This window comes from Methyloparacoccus murrellii (genome assembly GCF_054657115.1).
Genome location: NZ_BAAHXD010000004.1, coordinates 61,581 through 79,786, shown reverse-complemented (window position 1 = coordinate 79,786; position 18,206 = coordinate 61,581). Strand labels below are relative to the sequence as shown.

Sequence of the window (18,206 nt, the reverse complement as noted above, 5' to 3'; positions counted from 1 at the left end):
GGTGATCGCATGGGCGAAAAAGACATCAGGACACCATGAAACAATCGCTGCAAATCCGCATGGGCCAGCATCTGGCCATGACTCCCCAGCTTCAGCAGGCCATCAAGCTGTTGCAGTTGTCGAGCCTGGAGTTGCAACACGAGATCCAGGAGGCCCTGGATTCCAACATGATGCTGGAAATCGCTGACGAGGAGCCCGCGGCCGCCGCCAATCAGCCCACGGACCTCGCCGCGCCCGCGGAAACCACGGCAACGGCACAGACCGAATACGGTGAATTGCGCGACATGGACGCGCCGGCCGACATACCAAGCGAACTGGCGGTCGATGTTTCCTGGGAAGATGTGTACGACAGCCTCTCGTCCGCAGCATCCTCCCCGGCCGGCGGCGACAGCCACGACGACTACGTCTTCCAGGGCATCGCCGGCGAGAACCTCCATGACCAGCTGGCCTGGCAGATGGAACTGGCGCGCTTCAGCGACCGCGACTATGCCATCGCCACCGCCCTGATCGACAGCATCAACGAGGATGGTTACCTCAGCAGCACGCTGGAAGACATTCACCAGGGGCTGGCCCAGCAGATCCAGTCGCTGGAGCTGGACGAAGTCAAGGCGGTACTGCATCGCATCCAGAACTTCGAGCCGCCCGGCATCGGGGCGGTCGACCTTGCCGACTGCCTGCGCATCCAGCTGAAACAGCTGCCCGAGGATACGCCATTCAGGGACCAGGCCCTGCAGCTGGTCGAACGCCATCTCGACCAGCTGGCGCGCAAGGACGTGGCCGGGCTGAAACGCGGGCTGGGCGTGGACGATGCGGCGCTGGCCGGCATCGTGACCCTGGTCCGCAGCCTCGAACCGAAACCCGGCCGCCGCATTCCGGCGGATGACTCGCAGTACATCACCCCGGATGTCTATGTCGTTCGCCAGGGCAACCGCTGGGTGGTCCGGCTCAATCCGGAAATCGCGCCGAAACTGCGGGTCAATCCGCTCTACTCGGGCATGGTCAAGCGCGCCGACACCAGCACCGACAACGCCACCATGCGCCACCACCTGCAAGAAGCGCGCTGGTTCATCAAGAGCCTGCAAAGCCGCAACGAAACGCTGCTGAAAGTGGCCCGCAGCATCATCGACCGCCAGCAGGCATTCCTTGACGAGGGCGCCATGGCCATGAAGCCGATGGTGCTGCGCGACATCGCCGAGGAGGTGGGCATGCACGAATCCACCATTTCCCGCGTGACCACGCAGAAATACCTGCACACGCCTAACGGCATCTTCGAATTCAAGTACTTTTTCTCCAGCCACGTTTCCACCCAGGGCGGCGGCGAATGCTCGGCGACGGCGATCAAGGCCTTCCTCAAGCAGATCGTCGAGCAGGAGGACGCGCGCAAGCCCCTCAGCGACGAGGCCATCGCCAAACAGTTGCAGGCACGCGGCATCAACGTCGCACGGCGGACCATCGCCAAATACCGCGAGGCCATGGCCATCCCGCCCTCCAGCGAGCGCAAGCAGATTTTCTAACCATCAAACCAAGGAGATTCGCGACATGAACATCGACATCACCGGCCACCAGCTTCAGGTTACCGACTCCATCAGGCAGTACGTCCTGGAAAAATTCGCCCGCCTGGAGCGCCATTTCGACCGGGTCATGGACGTGCATGTCGTTCTGGAAGTCGAAAAGCTCGAGCAGAAGGCGGAAGCGACCGTGCAGGTCAACGGCGCCACCCTGTTCGCGGCCGACACGCAGGCTGACCTCTACGCGGCCATCGATGGCTTGGTCGACAAGCTGGACCGGCAGATCGTCAAGCACAAGGAAAAACATCAGGACCACTGAAGCAGCAGACGCGAGTCCGACGCGCATGGACCTGGTCATCGTCAGCGGGCTGTCGGGCTCCGGCAAAAGCATCGCGCTGGAGACGCTGGAGGACTGCGGCTACTACTGCATCGACAATTTTCCCATCGCTGTTTTCGCCGCCTTCGTACGCGGCGCGATGCAGGAGAGCCCGCAGGCCTACCGCAAGGTGGCCATCAGCATCGACGCCCGCAGCCGTTGCAACAGCCTGCAGCAGTTTCCCAGCACGCTGGAACTGGCGGCGCAGCTTGGCATCAACTGTCAGGTCCTGTTCCTGCGGGCACGCATGGAGAGCCTGCTCCAGCGCTTCAGCGAAACCCGGCGCAAGCATCCGCTGACCGATAATCACCACTCCCTGACCGAGGCCATCGAGCGGGAAAACCAGCTGCTTATCCCCATCGCCAGCCGGGCGGATCTGGTGATCGACACCAGCCACACCAACATCCACCAGCTGCGCGAACTGATCCGCGAGCGGGTCGGTGCCCAGCGGGAATACCGCATGTCGGTGTACTGCCTGTCATTCGGCTACCGCAATGGCATTCCTTTCGACGCCGATTTCACCTTTGATGTCCGCTGCCTGCCCAACCCCCACTGGGATCTCGCCTTGCGCCCGAAAACCGGGCGCGATCCCGAGGTCCGGGCCTTTCTGGAGTCGAAGCCGGAGGTCCAGCGCTACCTGGATGATCTGACGCATTTCATGCGGAGCTGGGCGCCACGTTTCGCAGCCGAGAACCGCAGTTATCTGACCATCGCCATCGGCTGCACCGGTGGCCAGCACCGTTCGGTATACCTGACGGAAGCACTGGCCGAGCGCCTGGCCTCGGACGATTACGATCTGCTCGTCCGTCATCGCGACCTGCGTTGAACCGATGATGAAACGCCCCCCCACAGTAGCCCGGCCGCTCTGGCACACACTTGCGCTGGCATTGCCGCTGGGTTCCGCCCTGCTCTGCCAGCACGGGATTGCCGAGGCCGCCGCGAGGAAGAAAGTCACCGCGCCCCCGGCGGAGGCTCCCAGGGCCGAAGCGCCTGCCAACAACACCCTGACGCTGGGGTATCTGCACGAACCGCGCGAGCCTGCACCCAGCCGCCCCTACTTCGACCCGCTCCCCGCAGACGAGGGTGTCCAGGGCGCCCGCCTGGGTATCCGGGACGACAACACCACCGGCAGTTTCACCCGGCAGCACTTCGAGTTGATCGAGGCCGAAGTCCCGATCACCGAGGATCCCGCCAATGCCCTGAAGGGACTGCTGGCCCGGGGAACACGCTTCGTTCTGGTGGACTTGCCAGCCGAACGGATCCTGCAGCTGGCCGACCTGCCGGAAGCGCGGGAGATCCTACTTCTGGACGTGGCCAACCGCGACGATCGGCTGCGAGGCCGCGATTGCCGGAAAAACCTCGTGTACCTCCAGCCCTCGCACGCCATGCGCGGCGATGCCCTGGCGCAGTACCTGAGCAAGAAGCGCTGGAACAAATGGCTGCTGATACAAGGCGCCAGCGATGCCGATCGGCGGCAGGCCGACGCCCTGCGGCGCTCGGCAAAGAAGTTCGGTCTCGATATCGTCGCCGAGAAGACCTGGAATCCTGAGTTCAACGACCGGCGAACACCGGAATCCGAGGTACCCGTCTTCACGCAGGAGGGCAACTACGATGTGATCGTGGTGGTCGATGAACTGGACGCCTTTGGTGACCTCTTCCCCTACCGGACCTGGTTGCCGCGCCCGATTGCCGGCGGCGCCGGTCTGCGACCGCTGGCCTGGCATCAGGCCCACGAAGCCTGGGGCGCCCTGCAGCTTCAGACACGTTTTCGCGAGCAGGCCGGACGTTTCATGACGGAACGGGATTACGGCGGCTGGCTGGCGGTTCGCGCCATCGGCGAGGCCGCAACCCGCGCCCGGTCGGTCGAGTTCGCCACCGTCAGCGGTTTCCTGCTGGGTCCCGAGTTCTCGTTGGCCGGATTCAAGGGCGTGCCCCTGTCATTCCGGGCCTGGGATCACCAACTGCGACAGCCGGTGCTGGTGGCCTCGGATCGCGCGATCGTGGCTGTTGCCCCTGTCGAAGGTTATCTGCACCCCAAAAACGAGCTGGATACGCTGGGCTTCGACGAACCGGAATCGACCTGCCGCCGTTGAACGCAAGATGCAGACTGTCATGGATGCCTTGACGTACATCTTTTTTTACGGTTTAATATACAGATTGTTAGTGACTTGGCCAAGTAGCTCAGTTGGTAGAGCAGGGGATTGAAAATCCCCGTGTCGGCGGTTCGATTCCGTCCTTGGCCACCAATGTTTTCCGAGGCTTACGCTACTGTTTTCCCAGGTCGTAAGCCTTTTTATTTTGCAGACCGGTGCTTCGTTGGTCTCCTGCCGCATCAGGATTTCATCGAGTCCGGCATCAGGGCTATAATCGCGCGACCGCCGGGGTCAGCAATAACTCCGCAACCCATGGCCATCGGGGTTATGGTTGTCTCCAGCCACCCCAGTGTGCGCACTATCGGCAAGGCACGGGGTAGTCTCCCGTCGGCATGACTGCCACTGATCGGCCTATTCGCAAGACGACAGGACTAGAAATGACATTCGTAATTACCGAAAACTGCATCAAGTGCAAATATACCGATTGCGTGGATGTATGCCCGGTCGATTGTTTCCATGAAGGCCCCAATTTCCTGGTCATCGATCCGGACGAATGTATCGATTGCACGCTCTGCGAACCGGAGTGTCCCGCCAATGCCATCTTCTCCGAAGACGAGGTGCCGGAGGATCAGAAGCAGTTCATCGAACTGAATGCCGAGTTGTCCAAGGTCTGGCCAAGCCTCACCGAAGTGAGGCCTGCCGCCGAAGATGCCGACGAATGGAACGGCAAGCCCGACAAGCTCCAGCATCTGGAACGTTAGGTACCCAAGGTACAGAGACAAAAATAGCGGCTCCGGAGCCGCTATTTTTTTGTCCGCTGTTGGCGGCGACCAAACTCGGTCGGCCTAACCGCCATCCCGCACGTGGAGACCACACTCCTTCTTGGCGCCATCCTCCCACCACCACCGCCCCTCGCGCTCATGCTGATTGGGCAGTATGGGGCGGGTGCACGGCTCGCAACCGATACTGGCGTAGCCCTTGCGATGCAGCTCGTTGAACGGCACATCGTAGGCCTCGATATGATCCCAGACCTGGGCCGAGGTCCAGCCAGCCAGAGGGTTGAATTTCACCAGCACATGCCCTTCCCCGCCGAAGGCCTGATCGTACTCGACCTCATGCAATGCGGTTCGTGTCAGGCTCTGATCGCGTCTCTGACCGGTAACCCAGGCATCCAGTGTGGCCAGCTTGCGCCTGAGAGGCTCCACCTTGCGCAGACCGCAGCATTCCTTGTGGCCATCCTCATAGAAGCTGAACAGCCCCTTGGCCTTGACCATCTGCTGCAATGCGAAGGGATCGGGTGACAGCACGTCGATCGCCAACCCGTAACGCTTGCGCACCGCCTCGATCAGACGATAGGTTTCCGGATGCAGGCGTCCGGTGTCGAGCGTGAAGACCTGTACATCCGGCCTGAGCTGCACGGCCAGATCCACCAGCACCACATCCTCGGCACCGCTGAAGGAGATGGCGATGTTCTCGAAGTGAGCCAGCGCGGCCTTCAGGATCACCCGGGGATTACTGCCCGCCAGCTCTGCTTGCAGGGATTCCAGGTCAAAGTTTGTTGCATTCATCGGAACATCGATTCCCAGCAAAAGAAAGCCCCGTTGCCTGCCGGCAACGGGGCCCGGAAAAGTCTAATCGACTTCGGCGTGAATTACATCATGCCATCCATGCCGCCAGCAGGCATGGCCGGCTCCTTTTCCTTCTTCGGCGCTTCGGCGATCATGGCCTCGGTGGTCAGCATAAGACCGGCGACGGAGGCAGCGTTCTGCAGGGCGGAACGGGTGACCTTGGTCGGATCGAGGATACCCATGTCGATCATGTCGCCATACTCGCCGCTGCCGGCGTTGTAGCCGAAATTGCCGCTGCCGTCCTGAACCTTGTGCAGGATCACGGAGGGCTCCTCACCGGCATTGGCGACGATCTGCCGCAGCGGCTCCTCGATGGAGCGCCGCAGGATGTGGATACCCACGGTCTGATCGGCGTTCTTGCCCTTCAAATCCTGCAGGACCCTCTGCGCACGGATCAGCGCGACGCCACCACCCGGAACCACGCCCTCTTCCACCGCGGCGCGGGTCGCATGCAGGGCATCCTCGACACGGGCCTTCTTTTCCTTCATCTCGACCTCGGTCGCCGCCCCCACCTTGATCACGGCCACACCGCCGGCCAGCTTGGCAACACGCTCCTGCAACTTCTCGCGATCGTAGTCCGAGGTGGTTTCCTCGACCTGCTTGCGGATCTGCTCGACCCTGGCCTTGATGGTCTCGGCGCTGCCGGCGCCATCGACGATGACGGTGTTTTCCTTGTTGACCTGTACCTTCTTGGCGCTGCCCAGATCGGACAGTTCCACCTTCTCCAGCGACAGGCCGACTTCCTCGGCGATCACGGTGCCACCGGTCAGCACGGCGATGTCCTCCAGCATGGCCTTGCGGCGGTCGCCGAAGCCCGGTGCCTTGACCGCGCAGACCTTGAGGATGCCGCGCATGGTGTTGACCACCAGCGTGGCCAGCGCCTCACCCTCGACATCCTCGGCCACCAGCAGCAGCGAGCGTCCGGCTTTGGCGACCTTTTCCAGCACCGGCAACAGGTCGCGGATATTGGAAATCTTCTTGTCGTGCAACAGGATGTAGGGATTCTCCAGCTCGACGCTCATGGTCTCCTGCTGGGTCACGAAGTAGGGCGACAGGTAGCCGCGGTCGAACTGCATGCCCTCGACCACGTCCAGTTCGTTGGCTAGGCCCGAGCCCTCCTCGACGGTGATCACCCCCTCCTTGCCGACCTTGTCCATGGCATCGGCAATGATCTGGCCGATGCTATCGTCCGAATTGGCCGAGATGCTGCCGACCTGGGCAATCTCCTTGCTGGTGGTGCAGGGTCTGGAAAGCTTCTTCAGCTCCTCGACAACCACGCCGACGGCCTGATCGATGCCGCGCTTGATATCCATCGGATTGGCACCGGCGGCAACCGACTTCAGACCCTCACGCACGATGGCCTGGGCCAGCACGGTCGCGGTGGTGGTGCCATCGCCAGCGATGTCGGATGTCTTGGACGCGACCTCCTTGACCATCTGCGCACCCATATTCTCGAACTTGTCCTTCAGCTCGATTTCCTTGGCGACCGACACGCCGTCCTTGGTGACGGTCGGAGCACCCCAGGATTTCTCCAGCACGACGTTGCGGCCCTTGGGACCCAGCGTCTGCTTGACGGCATCGGCGAGGACATTCACACCGGCCAGCATGCGCTGACGGGCATCATCGGAAAAGCGGACTTCTTTGGCTGCCATAGATTCAAACTCCTTGTGACGGTTGATGGGATTCGTTCACGGACGATCAGGCTTCGAACACGCCCATGATGTCGTCTTCCCTGAGGATGAGGTAATCGTTGCCATCCACCTTGACCTCGGTGCCGGAATATTTGCCGAACAGCACCTTGTCGCCAGGCTTGACGCCAAGTGCGCGGACCTGGCCGTCGTCCATCGGCTTGCCCGGCCCCACGGCGATGACTTCGCCCTTGATGGGCTTTTCCTTGGCATTGTCGGGAATGACGATGCCGCCAGGCGAGGTCTTTTCTTCTTCCCAGCGCTTGACCACGACACGATCATGCAGAGGACGAATATTTCCCATGCTTGGAACTCCTTTAAGGTTTTCTCGAAACGGATGACGATGTAGATGCCTTGCCGACCGGAGCCGGCAAGCCAGCCTGTATCAGGCTGGGCAGCGAAATGGGATTCGCCCTTGCCCATTTCAAGGGGGCGGCCGGCTTTTCCGGTGAAAGCCGATGCGTCTACTGGTCAGGCGTCGGTCTCGGGACGAGCCGGCGGCAGTGGCAGGGCGCCGTCGTCCTGGCTGGCGGGCTCGGCCGGTATGGCGTAGCTTCCCGCCGCCCACTCGCCAAGGTCGATGAGGCGACAACGCTCGGAACAGAAGGGGCGGAACGGCGCGGCCGGAGACCAGCACACCGGCTGGCGACAGGTGGGACAGGAAACGATGATGCTCACGGTCTTGAGGAGGGCGGCGGTCCGGCTGGCTCAGAACAGGCAGGCCGTCAGCAGGAATTCGACATCGTCCAGGCACTGCGCCGGTCTCAGCAGCGGGTCGCGCAGCATGAAGCGGATGGTGAAACGATGCTTGCCGCCACTGATCTCGGCGAAATAGGGAGCCGCCCGGGGCACTGCCACGCGCAACAGCTGGAACGCCAGGGAATGATCGAGCGTCTTCTGGAAGAATCCCCCGGGCGCCAGCTCCCGCACCGGCATGGCGCTGGTGCGGATGAAATTCAGCAGCAGGTCAATGGCCACACGGGTCTGTTGAAATGGCTCAATCCAGCCCAGGAGATCCTGCCGGCGCGCCTGCTCGTCGCCTTCCAGCCAGTGGTGATAGGCCGGCAGATCGAAGGAGCAGCTGCCGCCCGGCATGCTGCTGCGCTGGATGATGCCCTTGAACAGATCGTTCTCCATCAGGCTGGCTCCGAGCTTGCCCGGTACCGCGTACAGCTCGCGACTGATGGCTTCCAGACGGCCGACGACCTCGGCCAGCCGCCCCTGGTCGATCCCCTCATGGAGTCTGGCCATGCGGTTCAGCACGGTGGTCTGGCGATCGATCTCCTGCAGGGCCTCGGACTTGAGATCGTTACGGTTGAACAGACCCACGATATCGATGAGGGTCGACACCACGGCCCGGCAATCCCAGCTGGAGCGTCCCGGCATGAAGTGATCGAACTGCCGGAACAGGTGCTCCAGGCGCATGAAGAGGCGAATCCGCTCGTTGAGGGGAAATTCGTAGGTAATCAGGTCGCTCAAGGGTGGGTTCCCGCACCAAGGCAGTGATTGCGCAATCGGCAAGGCGTAGTTGAAGTATAAACGGATGCCCGGCCGATGGCCCCTCAAGCCCCGGCCCCCGGCGCAGCCAAGCGCAGGTAGCGTTCGTGCAGCATCCTCACCCGGTCGCGCAGCACGCCCAGATCGCCATTGTTTTCCAGGACATCGTCGGCCGCCGCCAGCCGCGACGAGCGGGATGCCTGCGCCGCCAGGATGCCCCGGAAAGCCGCCGCATCGATACCATCCCGGGCCATGACCCGCCGCTGCTGGACCTCCGGCTCGCAGTCGACCACCAGCAGCCGGTCGACGAAATCCCGGCGTCCGGTCTCCAGCAGCAGGGGAATGGCCAGCACGGCATAGGCATCCGGCAAGGCATCGACACGTCGCTGCATGTCGGCATAGATGAGCGGATGCAGGAGATTTTCCAGCCAGACGCGCTGCCGCTCGTCGGCGAAGATGCGGGCACGCAGGCGTGCCCGATCCAGTTGGCCACCGGCGAGCAGGCTGTCGCCGAAATGCCCGATGATCGCCGCCAGCGCCGGTTCGCCAGGTTGCACCAGCTGCCGCGCGATCTGGTCTGCGTCGATGACGGGAACCGTCAGCTCGGCAAAGATATTGGCGACGGTGGTCTTGCCGCAGCCGATGCCGCCGGTCAGGCCGACCTTGAACATGCTGTCCTCAAACCGGGGCGATCCAGGCCAGGTAGGTCGTGTTGATGGCATCGCCGAACAGCAGGACCAGCCAGCCGGCCGCGGCAAGATAAGGACCGAAGGGTATCGGCTGATGCCGGTCCCGGCCGCCGAATCCGATCAGTAGCAGACCCGCCACCGCGCCGACGCCGGAGGACAGGATGATGATCGAAGGCAGGACGTCCCAGCCCAGCCACGCCCCCAGCAGGGCCAGCAGCTTGAAGTCGCCGTAGCCCATGCCTTCGCGGCCGGTCAGCAGGCGGAAAAGCTGGTACACCAGCCACAGGCTGAGGTATCCCGAGACGGCGCCGAGGATGCTCGCCGGGCTGTCCGTGAAGACGCCGAACAGGCTGAGCAGCAAGCCCAGCCACAGGAAGGGCAGCGTGATCGCATCCGGCAAAAGCTGCCGTTCGAGATCGATGGCGGCCAGCGCCAGGAGTCCCCAGCTCAGCACCAGTGCCGGCAGCAAGGGCAGGCTCCAGCCGAACCGCCAGGCCACCGCCGCCGACAACACCGCCGAGAGGAGTTCCAGCAGCGGATAGCGCGGAGAAATCTCTGTCCCGCAATGGGCGCAGCGCCCGCGCAGCCACAGATAGCCGAGCAGCGGGATGTTTTCAGCGGCGCACAGCGGCGTCCGGCAAACGGCACAGCGCGAGCCGGGCCAGAACAGGTTCCCCGGATCTTCCACATCGCTCGCGGGCTCCGCCGGCTGACCCAGGAACAGCAGGCATTCCCGCCGCCATTGCCGCTCCAGCATCCGCGGCAGCCGGTGGACAACCACGTTCAGAAAGCTGCCCACCGCCAGCCCCAGCAGGGCCGTCATCACGATCAGGAAGGCCGGCGCGTCGATCCACAAATCCTGCATGGCATACACCTCAGACAACCGAACCCAGCTTGAAGATGGGCAGGTACATGGCAATGACCAGCCCGCCCACGACGACGCCCAGGATGGCCATGATCATCGGCTCGATCAGGCTGCTGAGCGAATCGACCGCATTGTCGACCTCTTCCTCGTAGAAGTCGGCGATCTTGGCCAGCATGTTGTCCAGCGATCCGGCCTCCTCGCCGATGGCCACCATCTGCACCACCATATTCGGAAACAGGGCTGTCTGCCGCATGGACTGCTGCAACTGCGAACCGGCGGAAACGTCGTCCCGCATGTGCATGACCGCGGTGGAGTAGACGACATTGCCCGTGGCCCCCGCCACCGAGGCGAGCGCCTCCACCAGCGGCACGCCGGCGGCGGACATGGTGGCCAGGGTGCGGGCGAAACGAGCGATCGCGGCCTTGTTGACGATGGTGCCGATGGCCGGGGCGCGCAGGGCAAGGCGGTCCACCATGTGATTGAAACCGACCGAGCGCCTCTGCAGCTGGACCAGGACATAGACCAGGGCCATCAGCCCCCCGAGAACAAGGTACCATCCGTCCTGCACCCAGCGCGACAGGTCGACCACCATCCGCGTAAAGGCCGGCAGGTCGGCGCCGAACCCCTTGAACAGCTCCTCGAACTGCGGCACCACGAAAATCAGCAGAATGGCCGTGACCGCCACGGCGACGATGATGACGGCGATCGGGTAGGTCAGCGCCTTCCGGATCTTGCCCTTGATCGACTCGGTCTTTTCCTTGTATTCGGCGATCTTGTGCAGCAGCGTCTCCAGCACGCCGGCCTGCTCGCCGGCCTGCACCAGATTGCAGAACAGCTCGTCGAAATACTGCGGGTGGCGTCCCAGCGCCTCCGCCAGGGCGACGCCGCCCTCGATGTCGGTCTTGATCTTGAGCAGCAGGTCCTGCATCGACGGGTTTTCGTGTCCGCGCCCGACGATATCGAACGCCTGTACTAGCGGCACGCCCGAGGACAGCATGGTTGCTAGCTGGCGGCTGAAAATGGCGATGTCCCGGGTCGTGATCTTTTTCTGCCCGGAGGGGAACAGCGCCTTGGGCTTCCTGCGGATCTTGACCACGCGGACACCCTGGCGGCGCAGCTCGGCGCGGGCGATCATCTCCGTGCGGGCGGTAAGCTCGCCCCTGGTCCGCAGGCCGCGCGGGTCGGTCCCCTCCCAGACAAACCAGACGAGATGTTCTCCGCTCCTGGGCACGTCCTACTCCCGGGTGATACGGTCGATTTCCGCGAGGCTGGTGATCCCCGCCCGCACCTTGCGGAGACCGGAGGTGCGCAGATCGGTGATCCCCTCGGCGCGGGCCTGCTCGGCGATGCGGCTGACATTCGCCCCCTCCAGGATGATGCGGTTCAGGGCCTCGGTGATCGGCATCACCTGGTAGATGCCGACCCGCCCCTTGTAGCCCTTCACGCACTGGTCGCACTCGCCGGGACCATAGAGGGTCAGCCCATCCAGATCGGCCTCGGCAAAACCCGCCTCCAGCAGGGTTTCCGGCGGCAGATCGAGCGGGCGCTTGCAGGACTCGCACAGTCGCCGCGCCAGCCGCTGGGCCATGATCAACAGCACCGACGAGGCGATGTTGAAGGGCGGGATGCCCATCTGCATCAGGCGGTTGAGCGTCTGCGGCGCGTCGTTGGTGTGCAGGGTCGACAGCACCAGGTGACCGGTCTGCGCCGCCTTGACCGCGATCTCGGCGGTTTCGAGATCGCGGATCTCGCCCACCATGATGATATCGGGATCCTGCCGCAGGAAGGCCCGCAGCGCCTCGGCAAAGGTCAGGCCCGTCTTGACGTTGACATTCACCTGGTTGATGCCCGGCACGGTGATCTCGACCGGATCCTCGACGGTGGAAATGTTGCGATCGCTGGTGTTGAGGATATTGAGCCCGGTATACAGCGTCACGGTCTTGCCGCTGCCGGTCGGCCCTGTCACCAGGATCATGCCGTAGGGCTTGTTGATCGCCTCAAGGAAATTCACCCGCTGCTCCGGCTCGAAACCGAGCCGCTCGATGCCGATCTGTGCCGTGGTCGGGTCCAGGATGCGCAGGACGATCTTCTCCCCGAACAGCGTCGGACAGGTGTTGACGCGGAAATCGATCGCCCGGTGGCGGGAAATCTCCAGTTTGATGCGGCCGTCCTGCGGCACCCGGCGTTCGGCGATATCCATGCGCGACATGACCTTGAGCCGGGCCGAGATGCGGGTCGCCAGACCGGCCGGGGGACTGGCGACCTCATGCAGCAGGCCGTCGTTGCGGAAGCGGATGCGGAACGCCTTTTCGTAGGGCTCGAAGTGGATGTCGGAGGCGCCCTTCTTGATGGCATCGAGCAGGATCTTGTTGACGAAGCGCACGATCGGCGCGTCGTCGACCTCGACCGCGCCCTCGGCCCCGCCGCTATCGGCGCCAGTCAGGGGGATGGCGTCGAGATTGACGTTCAGCAGTTCCTTGAAGGTGGTGTCGGCCGCTTCCAGCGCCGCCTCGATGGCCTTGCCGAGCTTGTCTTCCTCGACAACGACAATGTCGACGATCAGACCCGAGTGGAACTTGATCTCGTCGAAGGCCAGATGCTGGCTGGGGTCGGATACCGCCAAGAACAGGCGATTGCCGCGCTGGAACAGCGGCAGGGCATGATGCTCCAGCATCAGCCGCTCGCTCACCGCCTTGAGGGGGATGAACTCGGGCAGGAAGACGGCCAGATCCAGCAGGGGCACGCTGAATTCCTCAGCCACCGTCTCGGCGATCTCCAGGCTGCCCAGTATGCCGCCGGCCACCAGATGGCTGACCAGCGGGACATTCTTGCGCGCCGCCTCCTCCGTGCAGGCCAGGGCCTTGCCTTCTGTGATCAGGCCCTGCTTCACCAGACATTTGGCCAGGCCGGACAGGCCGGCAGGAACGGCAGCCATGCGTGCCTCAAGCGGACGAACGCGCCGGACCGGCCATCGGGAACTCGGCGCTCACCTGCCGCCCCGGCTAGAGCGTCCGTATCCTCGCCATCTGGGCTTCGAGTTCGGCGAGGTTGGCGCGCAGTTCCTGCAACCGCTGCTGTTCCTTGGCCACCACGGCAGGCGGCGCCTTGGCCAGAAAACCGGCATCCGACAATTTGCCTTCGAGCCGGGGCAGCTCCCTGGCGATCCGCTGCATTTCCTTGTCCAGCCGGGCCAGTTCGGCATCCTTGTCGATCAGGCCGCGCATGGGGATCAGCACCTTCAGATCGCCGACCAGGGCGATGGCGGCGTCCGGCGCCGTGGCACCCGCCGCAAGCCAGTCGATCGACTCGATGCGGCCGATCCGGTGGATATAGTCGCGGCAGGCGTCGACATGGGCATGATCCTGCGCCGAGCCGTTATCCAGCAGGATATTCAGTGGCTTGCCCGGGGCGATGTTCATCTCCCCGCGGATGCGACGGATCCCGAGCAGCAGCGCCATCAGCCAGTCCAGCGCCGCCTCGCTATCGGCATCGCAGCCGGCCGGCGCGACCACCGGATAGGGCCGCAGCATGATGGTCTCACCGCCCTGCCCGGCCAGCGGCGCGATGCGCTGCCAGATCTCCTCGGTGATGTAGGGCATCACCGGATGGACGAGGCGCAGCACGGTCTCCAGTACCTCGACCAGGGTCCGTCGCGTGCCGCGCTGCCGGGCCACATCGGGAGCTTGCAGGCTGACCTTGGCCAGTTCCAGATACCAGTCGCAGTACTCGTTCCAGATGAATTCGTAGATCGCACGGGCGGCAAGATCGAAGCGGAAATCGTCGAAGGCCGCCAAGGTCTCGCCGACCGCACGACTCAGGCGGGAGCGGATCCAGCGATCCGGCAGGCTCAGGGCCATCTCGCCCGCCAGGCCACAATCCTGGCCTTCGGTGTTCATCAGCACGAAGCGCGCCGCGTTCCACAGCTTGTTGCAGAAATTGCGGTAGCCCTCGACCCGGCCCATGTCGAACTTGATGTCGCGGCCGGTGGAGGCCAGCGAGGCGAAGGTGAAGCGCAGCGCATCGCAACCATAGGCCGCGATGCCTTCCGGAAATTCCTTGCGGGTACGCTTGTCGATCTTTTCCGCCATCTGGGGCTGCATCAGACCGGTGGTGCGCTTGGCCACCAGCGCCTCCAGGCCGATGCCGTCGATGATGTCCAGGGGATCGAGCACGTTGCCCTTGGATTTGGACATCTTCTGGCCCTCGGCATCGCGGACCAGACCATGGACATAGACGGTCCTGAACGGAACCTGCGGCGAACCGTCCGGGTGCTTCATGAAGTGCAGCGTCATCATGATCATCCGCGCCACCCAGAAGAAGATGATGTCGAAGCCGGTGACCAGCACGTCGGTGGGATGGAAGGTCCGCAGCTCCGGTGTTTCGTCCGGCCAGCCCAGGGTGGAGAAGGTCCACAGGGCGGAGGAGAACCAGGTGTCGAGCACGTCCTCGTCCTGGCGCAGCGGCGTGGCGGCAGCCAGGCTGTACTTGGCGCGCACGTCGGCCTCGTCGCGACCGACATAGACCTGCCCGCGGTCGTCGTACCAGGCCGGGATGCGGTGACCCCACCACAGCTGGCGGGAAATGCACCAGTCCTGGATATCACGCATCCAGGAGAAGTAGAGATTCTCGTATTGCTGCGGCACGAAGCGGATGCGGCCGTCCTCGACCGCCTCGATGGCGGGCCGGGCCAGCTCCCTGGCGTTGACGTACCACTGGTCGGTCAGCCAGGGCTCGATCACCACCCCGGAGCGATCGCCGCGCGGCACCTTCAGGGTATGCGGCTCGATTTTTTCCAGCAGGCCCAGGGCTTCGAACTCGGCGACGATCTGCCGGCGCGCCGCGAAGCGGTCCAGCCCGGCATAGGCTTCCGGCGCCTTCTCGCCGTGGGCGCCGGCATAGCCCTCGAAGGTGAGCACGGTGAACTCGTGCAGGATGCGCGCATCGCGGTCCAGCACATTGATCAGCGGCAGGTTGTGGCGCTTGCCGACCTCGTAATCGTTGAAATCATGGGCGGGCGTGATCTTGACGCAACCGGTGCCGAATTCCGGGTCGACGTAATCGTCGGCGACGATGGGAATCTCCCGGCCCACCACCGGCAGGCGGACCGTGCGGCCGACCAGATGCCGGTAGCGCGCATCTTCCGGATACACGGCCACGGCGGTATCGCCGAGCATGGTCTCCGGCCGGGTGGTCGCCACCACCAGGTGGCCCGAGCCGTCCGCCAGCGGATAGCGGAAGTGCCACAGGCTGCCCTTCTCTTCCTCGCTCTGGACCTCCAGGTCGGAAATCGCGGTGTGCAGCTTGGGGTCCCAGTTGACCAGGCGCTTGCCGCGATAGATCAGGCCCTCGTCATAGAGCCGGACGAAGGCCTCCTGCACGGCGCGGGACAGTCCCGCGTCCATGGTGAAACGCTCGCGGGTCCAGTCGACGGAGGAACCCAGGCGGCGCAGCTGACGGGTAATGGTGCCGCCGGATTCGGCCTTCCACGCCCAGACCTTCTCCAGGAATGCCTCGCGCCCGAGATCGTGGCGGGTCAGGTTGCCGGCAGCCAGCTGCCGCTCGACCACCATCTGCGTGGCGATGCCGGCATGGTCGGTCCCCACCTGCCATAGCGTGTTGCGGCCCTGCATGCGACGCAGCCGGATCAGGGTGTCCATGATGGTGTTGTTGAACCCGTGCCCCATGTGCAGGCTGCCGGTGACGTTGGGCGGCGGGATCATGATGCAGTAGGACTCGCCGCTGCCGGACGGCCTGAAATGGCCCTGGCGCTCCCAGGTGTCGTACCAGCGTTGTTCCAGCGCGTGCGGTTCGTATGTCTTGTCCATAACGTCTCGGGGAATCGTCCGCGGCTCGCGCGAACGGTATGTTTGCAAGGATTCGGGGCCTGGAGATCCGGCGCGCCTCAGCCGGCGAGCCGATCAAGCTCGTGCGTGTGGATCGGGTGATCGCCGGCCTGATAGTGACGGTAGCGCTGCCGGCCGGCCTGCTTCACCGCCGCATCCTGGTCCACCAGCTCGGCGACCCGCTCGAAATGCTCGAAGCCCGGCGGCACCCCGGCGCCCAGGTTGACCAGCACATCGGCCAGTTCCGGCCGGGGTGGGCCATGACCGATGAGCACCGGCGCCTCGTTGATCTCCGCCGCGCACTCGTGCGGCACGAAACTGCCCTGCCGGAACGTCCAGAGCAGATCATCCAGCTCTCGGGTTTCCTCGGCGGTTTCCGTTCTCACCCAGAGCCGGTGGCCCTGGCGATAGGCCTTTTCGATCAGCCGGCAGGCCATCAGCCGGCGTGACTGCGGATCGCGGGTCGACAGGAGGTAGAAGTCGATGCGGGTCATCGCGCCCGGTCGATCAGGTACTGCACCAGCAATGGCACCGGCCGCCCGGTCGCGCCCTTCTCGGCGCCGGTACGCCAGGCGGTGCCGGCGATGTCGATGTGCGCCCAGGGGTATTCCTTGGCGAAGCGCGACAGGAAACAGGCCGCCGTGATACTGCCGCCATCGGGCCCGCCGATGTTGGCGACATCGGCAAAATTGGACTTCAGCTGCTCCTGGTAATCGTCCCACAGCGGCATGCGCCAGACCCGGTCGCAACTCTCGTCACCGGCCCTGGCCAGCGCCGCCGCCAGATCCTCATGGTTGCTCCACAGGCCGCTCGGATGGCGGCCCAGAGCCACCACGCAGGCGCCCGTGAGCGTCGCCACATCGATGACCGCCGCCGGATCGTAGCGCTTGGCATAGCAGAGCGCGTCGCACAGCAGCAGACGCCCCTCGGCATCGGTATTGAGGATCTCGATGCTGATGCCGGCCATGCTCCTGACGATGTCCCCGGGCTTGTTGGCCGAGCCGGATGGCAGGTTTTCCGAGGCCGGCACCAGACCCACCACATGGATGGGCAATTGCAGTTCGGCGACGGCAGCCATGGCGCCGATGACGCTGGCGCCACCGCACATGTCGTATTTCATCTCGTCCATGTTGGCGGCGGGCTTGATCGAGATGCCGCCGGCATCGAAGGTCAGGCCCTTGCCGACTAGGACATAGGGTTTGGCCTTGGCCGGACCGCCGGCATATTCCAGGACGATGAACCGGGCCGGTTCCTGGCTGCCGCGCGACACCGAAAGAAAGGCACCCATGCCCAGTTCCTCGATGTCCTTCTCGGCCAGCACCTTGACCTTGAGCTTCTTGTGCTTCTTGCCGATCCGCTCGGCCTGCTCGCCCAGATAGGTCGGTGTGCAGACATTGCCGGGCAGGTTGGCCAGGTCCCGCGCCAGGTTGGCGCCCTGGGCGATGGCCTGCCCCTCCCGGATGGCCTGCTCGGCCGCCTTGAAGCCGGCCGTTTCGGCGACCAGGAACGCCAGCGACTCCAGCTTGCGCCTGGCCTTGTTTTCCTCGCGCTTGAATTCGGTGAAACGGTAGAGCGCCGCCTCCAGGATGTCGATGAACTGGCGGATGGCCCAGGCCGCATCCCGCTCCGCCGGCTCGACATCGTGCAACAGGCTGACCGCCTGCCGGGCATGGCTGTCCCGGAGCGCGCGGGCCGCCACCGACAGGGCCTTGCGGTAGACCGCCGCGTTAAGCTCGTCTTTCTTGCCGAGCCCGATCAGGATCACCCGCTCGATGCCGGCATCCCCCGTGTGCGCCACCACCAGCAGATCGCCCGGCTTGCCGTCGATGTCGTCGCGCTTGAGGAGCCGCTCCAGCAGACCACCCAGGCGGGCATCCAGCGCCGCCGCCGCAGGCGTCAGCTTGCGCTTGTGGTGAAACCCGGCGATGACGCAGGGCGTGGCCAGCTGTTCGATGAGATCGGATTTTGCGAGATAGTCCATAGTAAACTGTCCTGATTTGAAGGTAGGGAGACGCCGGC

17 protein-coding genes and 1 tRNA gene are annotated in these 18,206 nt (G+C 64.1%); 6 read left to right on the top strand and 12 right to left on the bottom strand.

The window, feature by feature from the left end; translation table 11 throughout:
* Positions 1–35 precede the first annotated feature (35 nt).
* The 6 genes from ACYQ1H_RS01980 to fdxA all read left to right on the top strand — a co-directional run bounded on the left by ACYQ1H_RS01980 (position 36) and on the right by fdxA (position 4,738).
* Positions 36–1,514, top strand: a complete 1,479-nt coding sequence (locus ACYQ1H_RS01980; protein ID WP_460026374.1) for an RNA polymerase factor sigma-54 — start codon at positions 36–38, stop codon at positions 1,512–1,514.
* 25 nt (positions 1,515–1,539) lie between these two features.
* Positions 1,540–1,827 (top strand): ribosome hibernation-promoting factor, HPF/YfiA family, encoded by a 288-nt coding sequence (gene hpf / locus ACYQ1H_RS01975; RefSeq protein WP_460026373.1) that lies wholly within the window; start codon positions 1,540–1,542, stop codon positions 1,825–1,827.
* A gap of 25 nt (positions 1,828–1,852) precedes the next feature.
* Positions 1,853–2,710, top strand: a complete 858-nt coding sequence (gene rapZ / locus ACYQ1H_RS01970; protein ID WP_460026372.1) for an RNase adapter RapZ — start codon at positions 1,853–1,855, stop codon at positions 2,708–2,710.
* 4 nt (positions 2,711–2,714) lie between these two features.
* The gene (locus ACYQ1H_RS01965; protein WP_460026371.1) at positions 2,715–3,977 is read left to right on the top strand and encodes an ABC transporter substrate-binding protein; all 1,263 of its coding nucleotides are present in this window, start codon (positions 2,715–2,717) and stop codon (positions 3,975–3,977) included.
* Positions 3,978–4,054: 77 nt separating this feature from the next.
* Positions 4,055–4,130 (top strand) — tRNA-Phe (locus ACYQ1H_RS01960).
* A gap of 284 nt (positions 4,131–4,414) precedes the next feature.
* Positions 4,415–4,738, top strand: a complete 324-nt coding sequence (fdxA, locus tag ACYQ1H_RS01955) for a ferredoxin FdxA (RefSeq protein ID WP_460026370.1) — start codon at positions 4,415–4,417, stop codon at positions 4,736–4,738.
* Positions 4,739–4,822: 84 nt separating this feature from the next.
* Here the strand turns inward: fdxA and ACYQ1H_RS01950 are convergent, their stop codons facing one another.
* The 12 genes from ACYQ1H_RS01950 to ACYQ1H_RS01895 form a co-directional block, all read right to left on the bottom strand.
* Complete coding sequence (locus tag ACYQ1H_RS01950; RefSeq protein ID WP_460026369.1) at positions 4,823–5,545, bottom strand: phosphoadenylyl-sulfate reductase; 723 nt, start codon at positions 5,543–5,545, stop codon at positions 4,823–4,825.
* Between the two features lie 83 nt (positions 5,546–5,628).
* Positions 5,629–7,257 (bottom strand): chaperonin GroEL, encoded by a 1,629-nt coding sequence (gene groL, locus ACYQ1H_RS01945; protein WP_460026368.1) that lies wholly within the window; start codon positions 7,255–7,257, stop codon positions 5,629–5,631.
* 46 nt (positions 7,258–7,303) lie between these two features.
* Positions 7,304–7,597: a co-chaperone GroES gene (groES, locus tag ACYQ1H_RS01940; protein ID WP_460026367.1), complete on the bottom strand. Its 294-nt coding sequence runs from the start codon at positions 7,595–7,597 to the stop codon at positions 7,304–7,306.
* A 167-nt stretch (positions 7,598–7,764) separates the two neighbouring features.
* Positions 7,765–7,971, bottom strand: coding sequence for a DNA gyrase inhibitor YacG (yacG, locus tag ACYQ1H_RS01935; protein WP_460026366.1), 207 nt, complete (start codon positions 7,969–7,971; stop codon positions 7,765–7,767).
* A gap of 30 nt (positions 7,972–8,001) precedes the next feature.
* The gene (gene zapD / locus ACYQ1H_RS01930) at positions 8,002–8,772 is read right to left on the bottom strand and encodes a cell division protein ZapD (protein WP_460026365.1); all 771 of its coding nucleotides are present in this window, start codon (positions 8,770–8,772) and stop codon (positions 8,002–8,004) included.
* An 83-nt stretch (positions 8,773–8,855) separates the two neighbouring features.
* Positions 8,856–9,461 (bottom strand): dephospho-CoA kinase, encoded by a 606-nt coding sequence (gene coaE / locus ACYQ1H_RS01925; RefSeq protein WP_460026364.1) that lies wholly within the window; start codon positions 9,459–9,461, stop codon positions 8,856–8,858.
* 7 nt (positions 9,462–9,468) lie between these two features.
* On the bottom strand, positions 9,469–10,344 hold the full coding sequence (locus tag ACYQ1H_RS01920; RefSeq protein ID WP_460026363.1) for a prepilin peptidase: 876 nt from the start codon (positions 10,342–10,344) through the stop codon (positions 9,469–9,471).
* Positions 10,345–10,354: 10 nt separating this feature from the next.
* The gene (locus ACYQ1H_RS01915; RefSeq protein WP_460026362.1) at positions 10,355–11,575 is read right to left on the bottom strand and encodes a type II secretion system F family protein; all 1,221 of its coding nucleotides are present in this window, start codon (positions 11,573–11,575) and stop codon (positions 10,355–10,357) included.
* Between the two features lie 3 nt (positions 11,576–11,578).
* Entirely contained in the window at positions 11,579–13,279 is a 1,701-nt protein-coding gene (gene pilB, locus ACYQ1H_RS01910; RefSeq protein WP_460026361.1) for a type IV-A pilus assembly ATPase PilB, read from the bottom strand.
* Between the two features lie 67 nt (positions 13,280–13,346).
* Positions 13,347–16,169, bottom strand: coding sequence for a valine--tRNA ligase (locus ACYQ1H_RS01905; protein ID WP_460026360.1), 2,823 nt, complete (start codon positions 16,167–16,169; stop codon positions 13,347–13,349).
* A gap of 77 nt (positions 16,170–16,246) precedes the next feature.
* Positions 16,247–16,681: a DNA polymerase III subunit chi gene (locus tag ACYQ1H_RS01900; RefSeq protein ID WP_460026359.1), complete on the bottom strand. Its 435-nt coding sequence runs from the start codon at positions 16,679–16,681 to the stop codon at positions 16,247–16,249.
* Positions 16,678–18,168 carry a leucyl aminopeptidase gene (locus ACYQ1H_RS01895; protein ID WP_460026358.1) on the bottom strand — a complete coding sequence of 497 codons (1,491 nt, stop codon included), beginning with the start codon at positions 18,166–18,168 and terminating at the stop codon, positions 16,678–16,680. The genes ACYQ1H_RS01900 and ACYQ1H_RS01895 overlap by 4 nt, the downstream gene beginning before the upstream one ends.
* Positions 18,169–18,206: the final 38 nt, after the last annotated feature.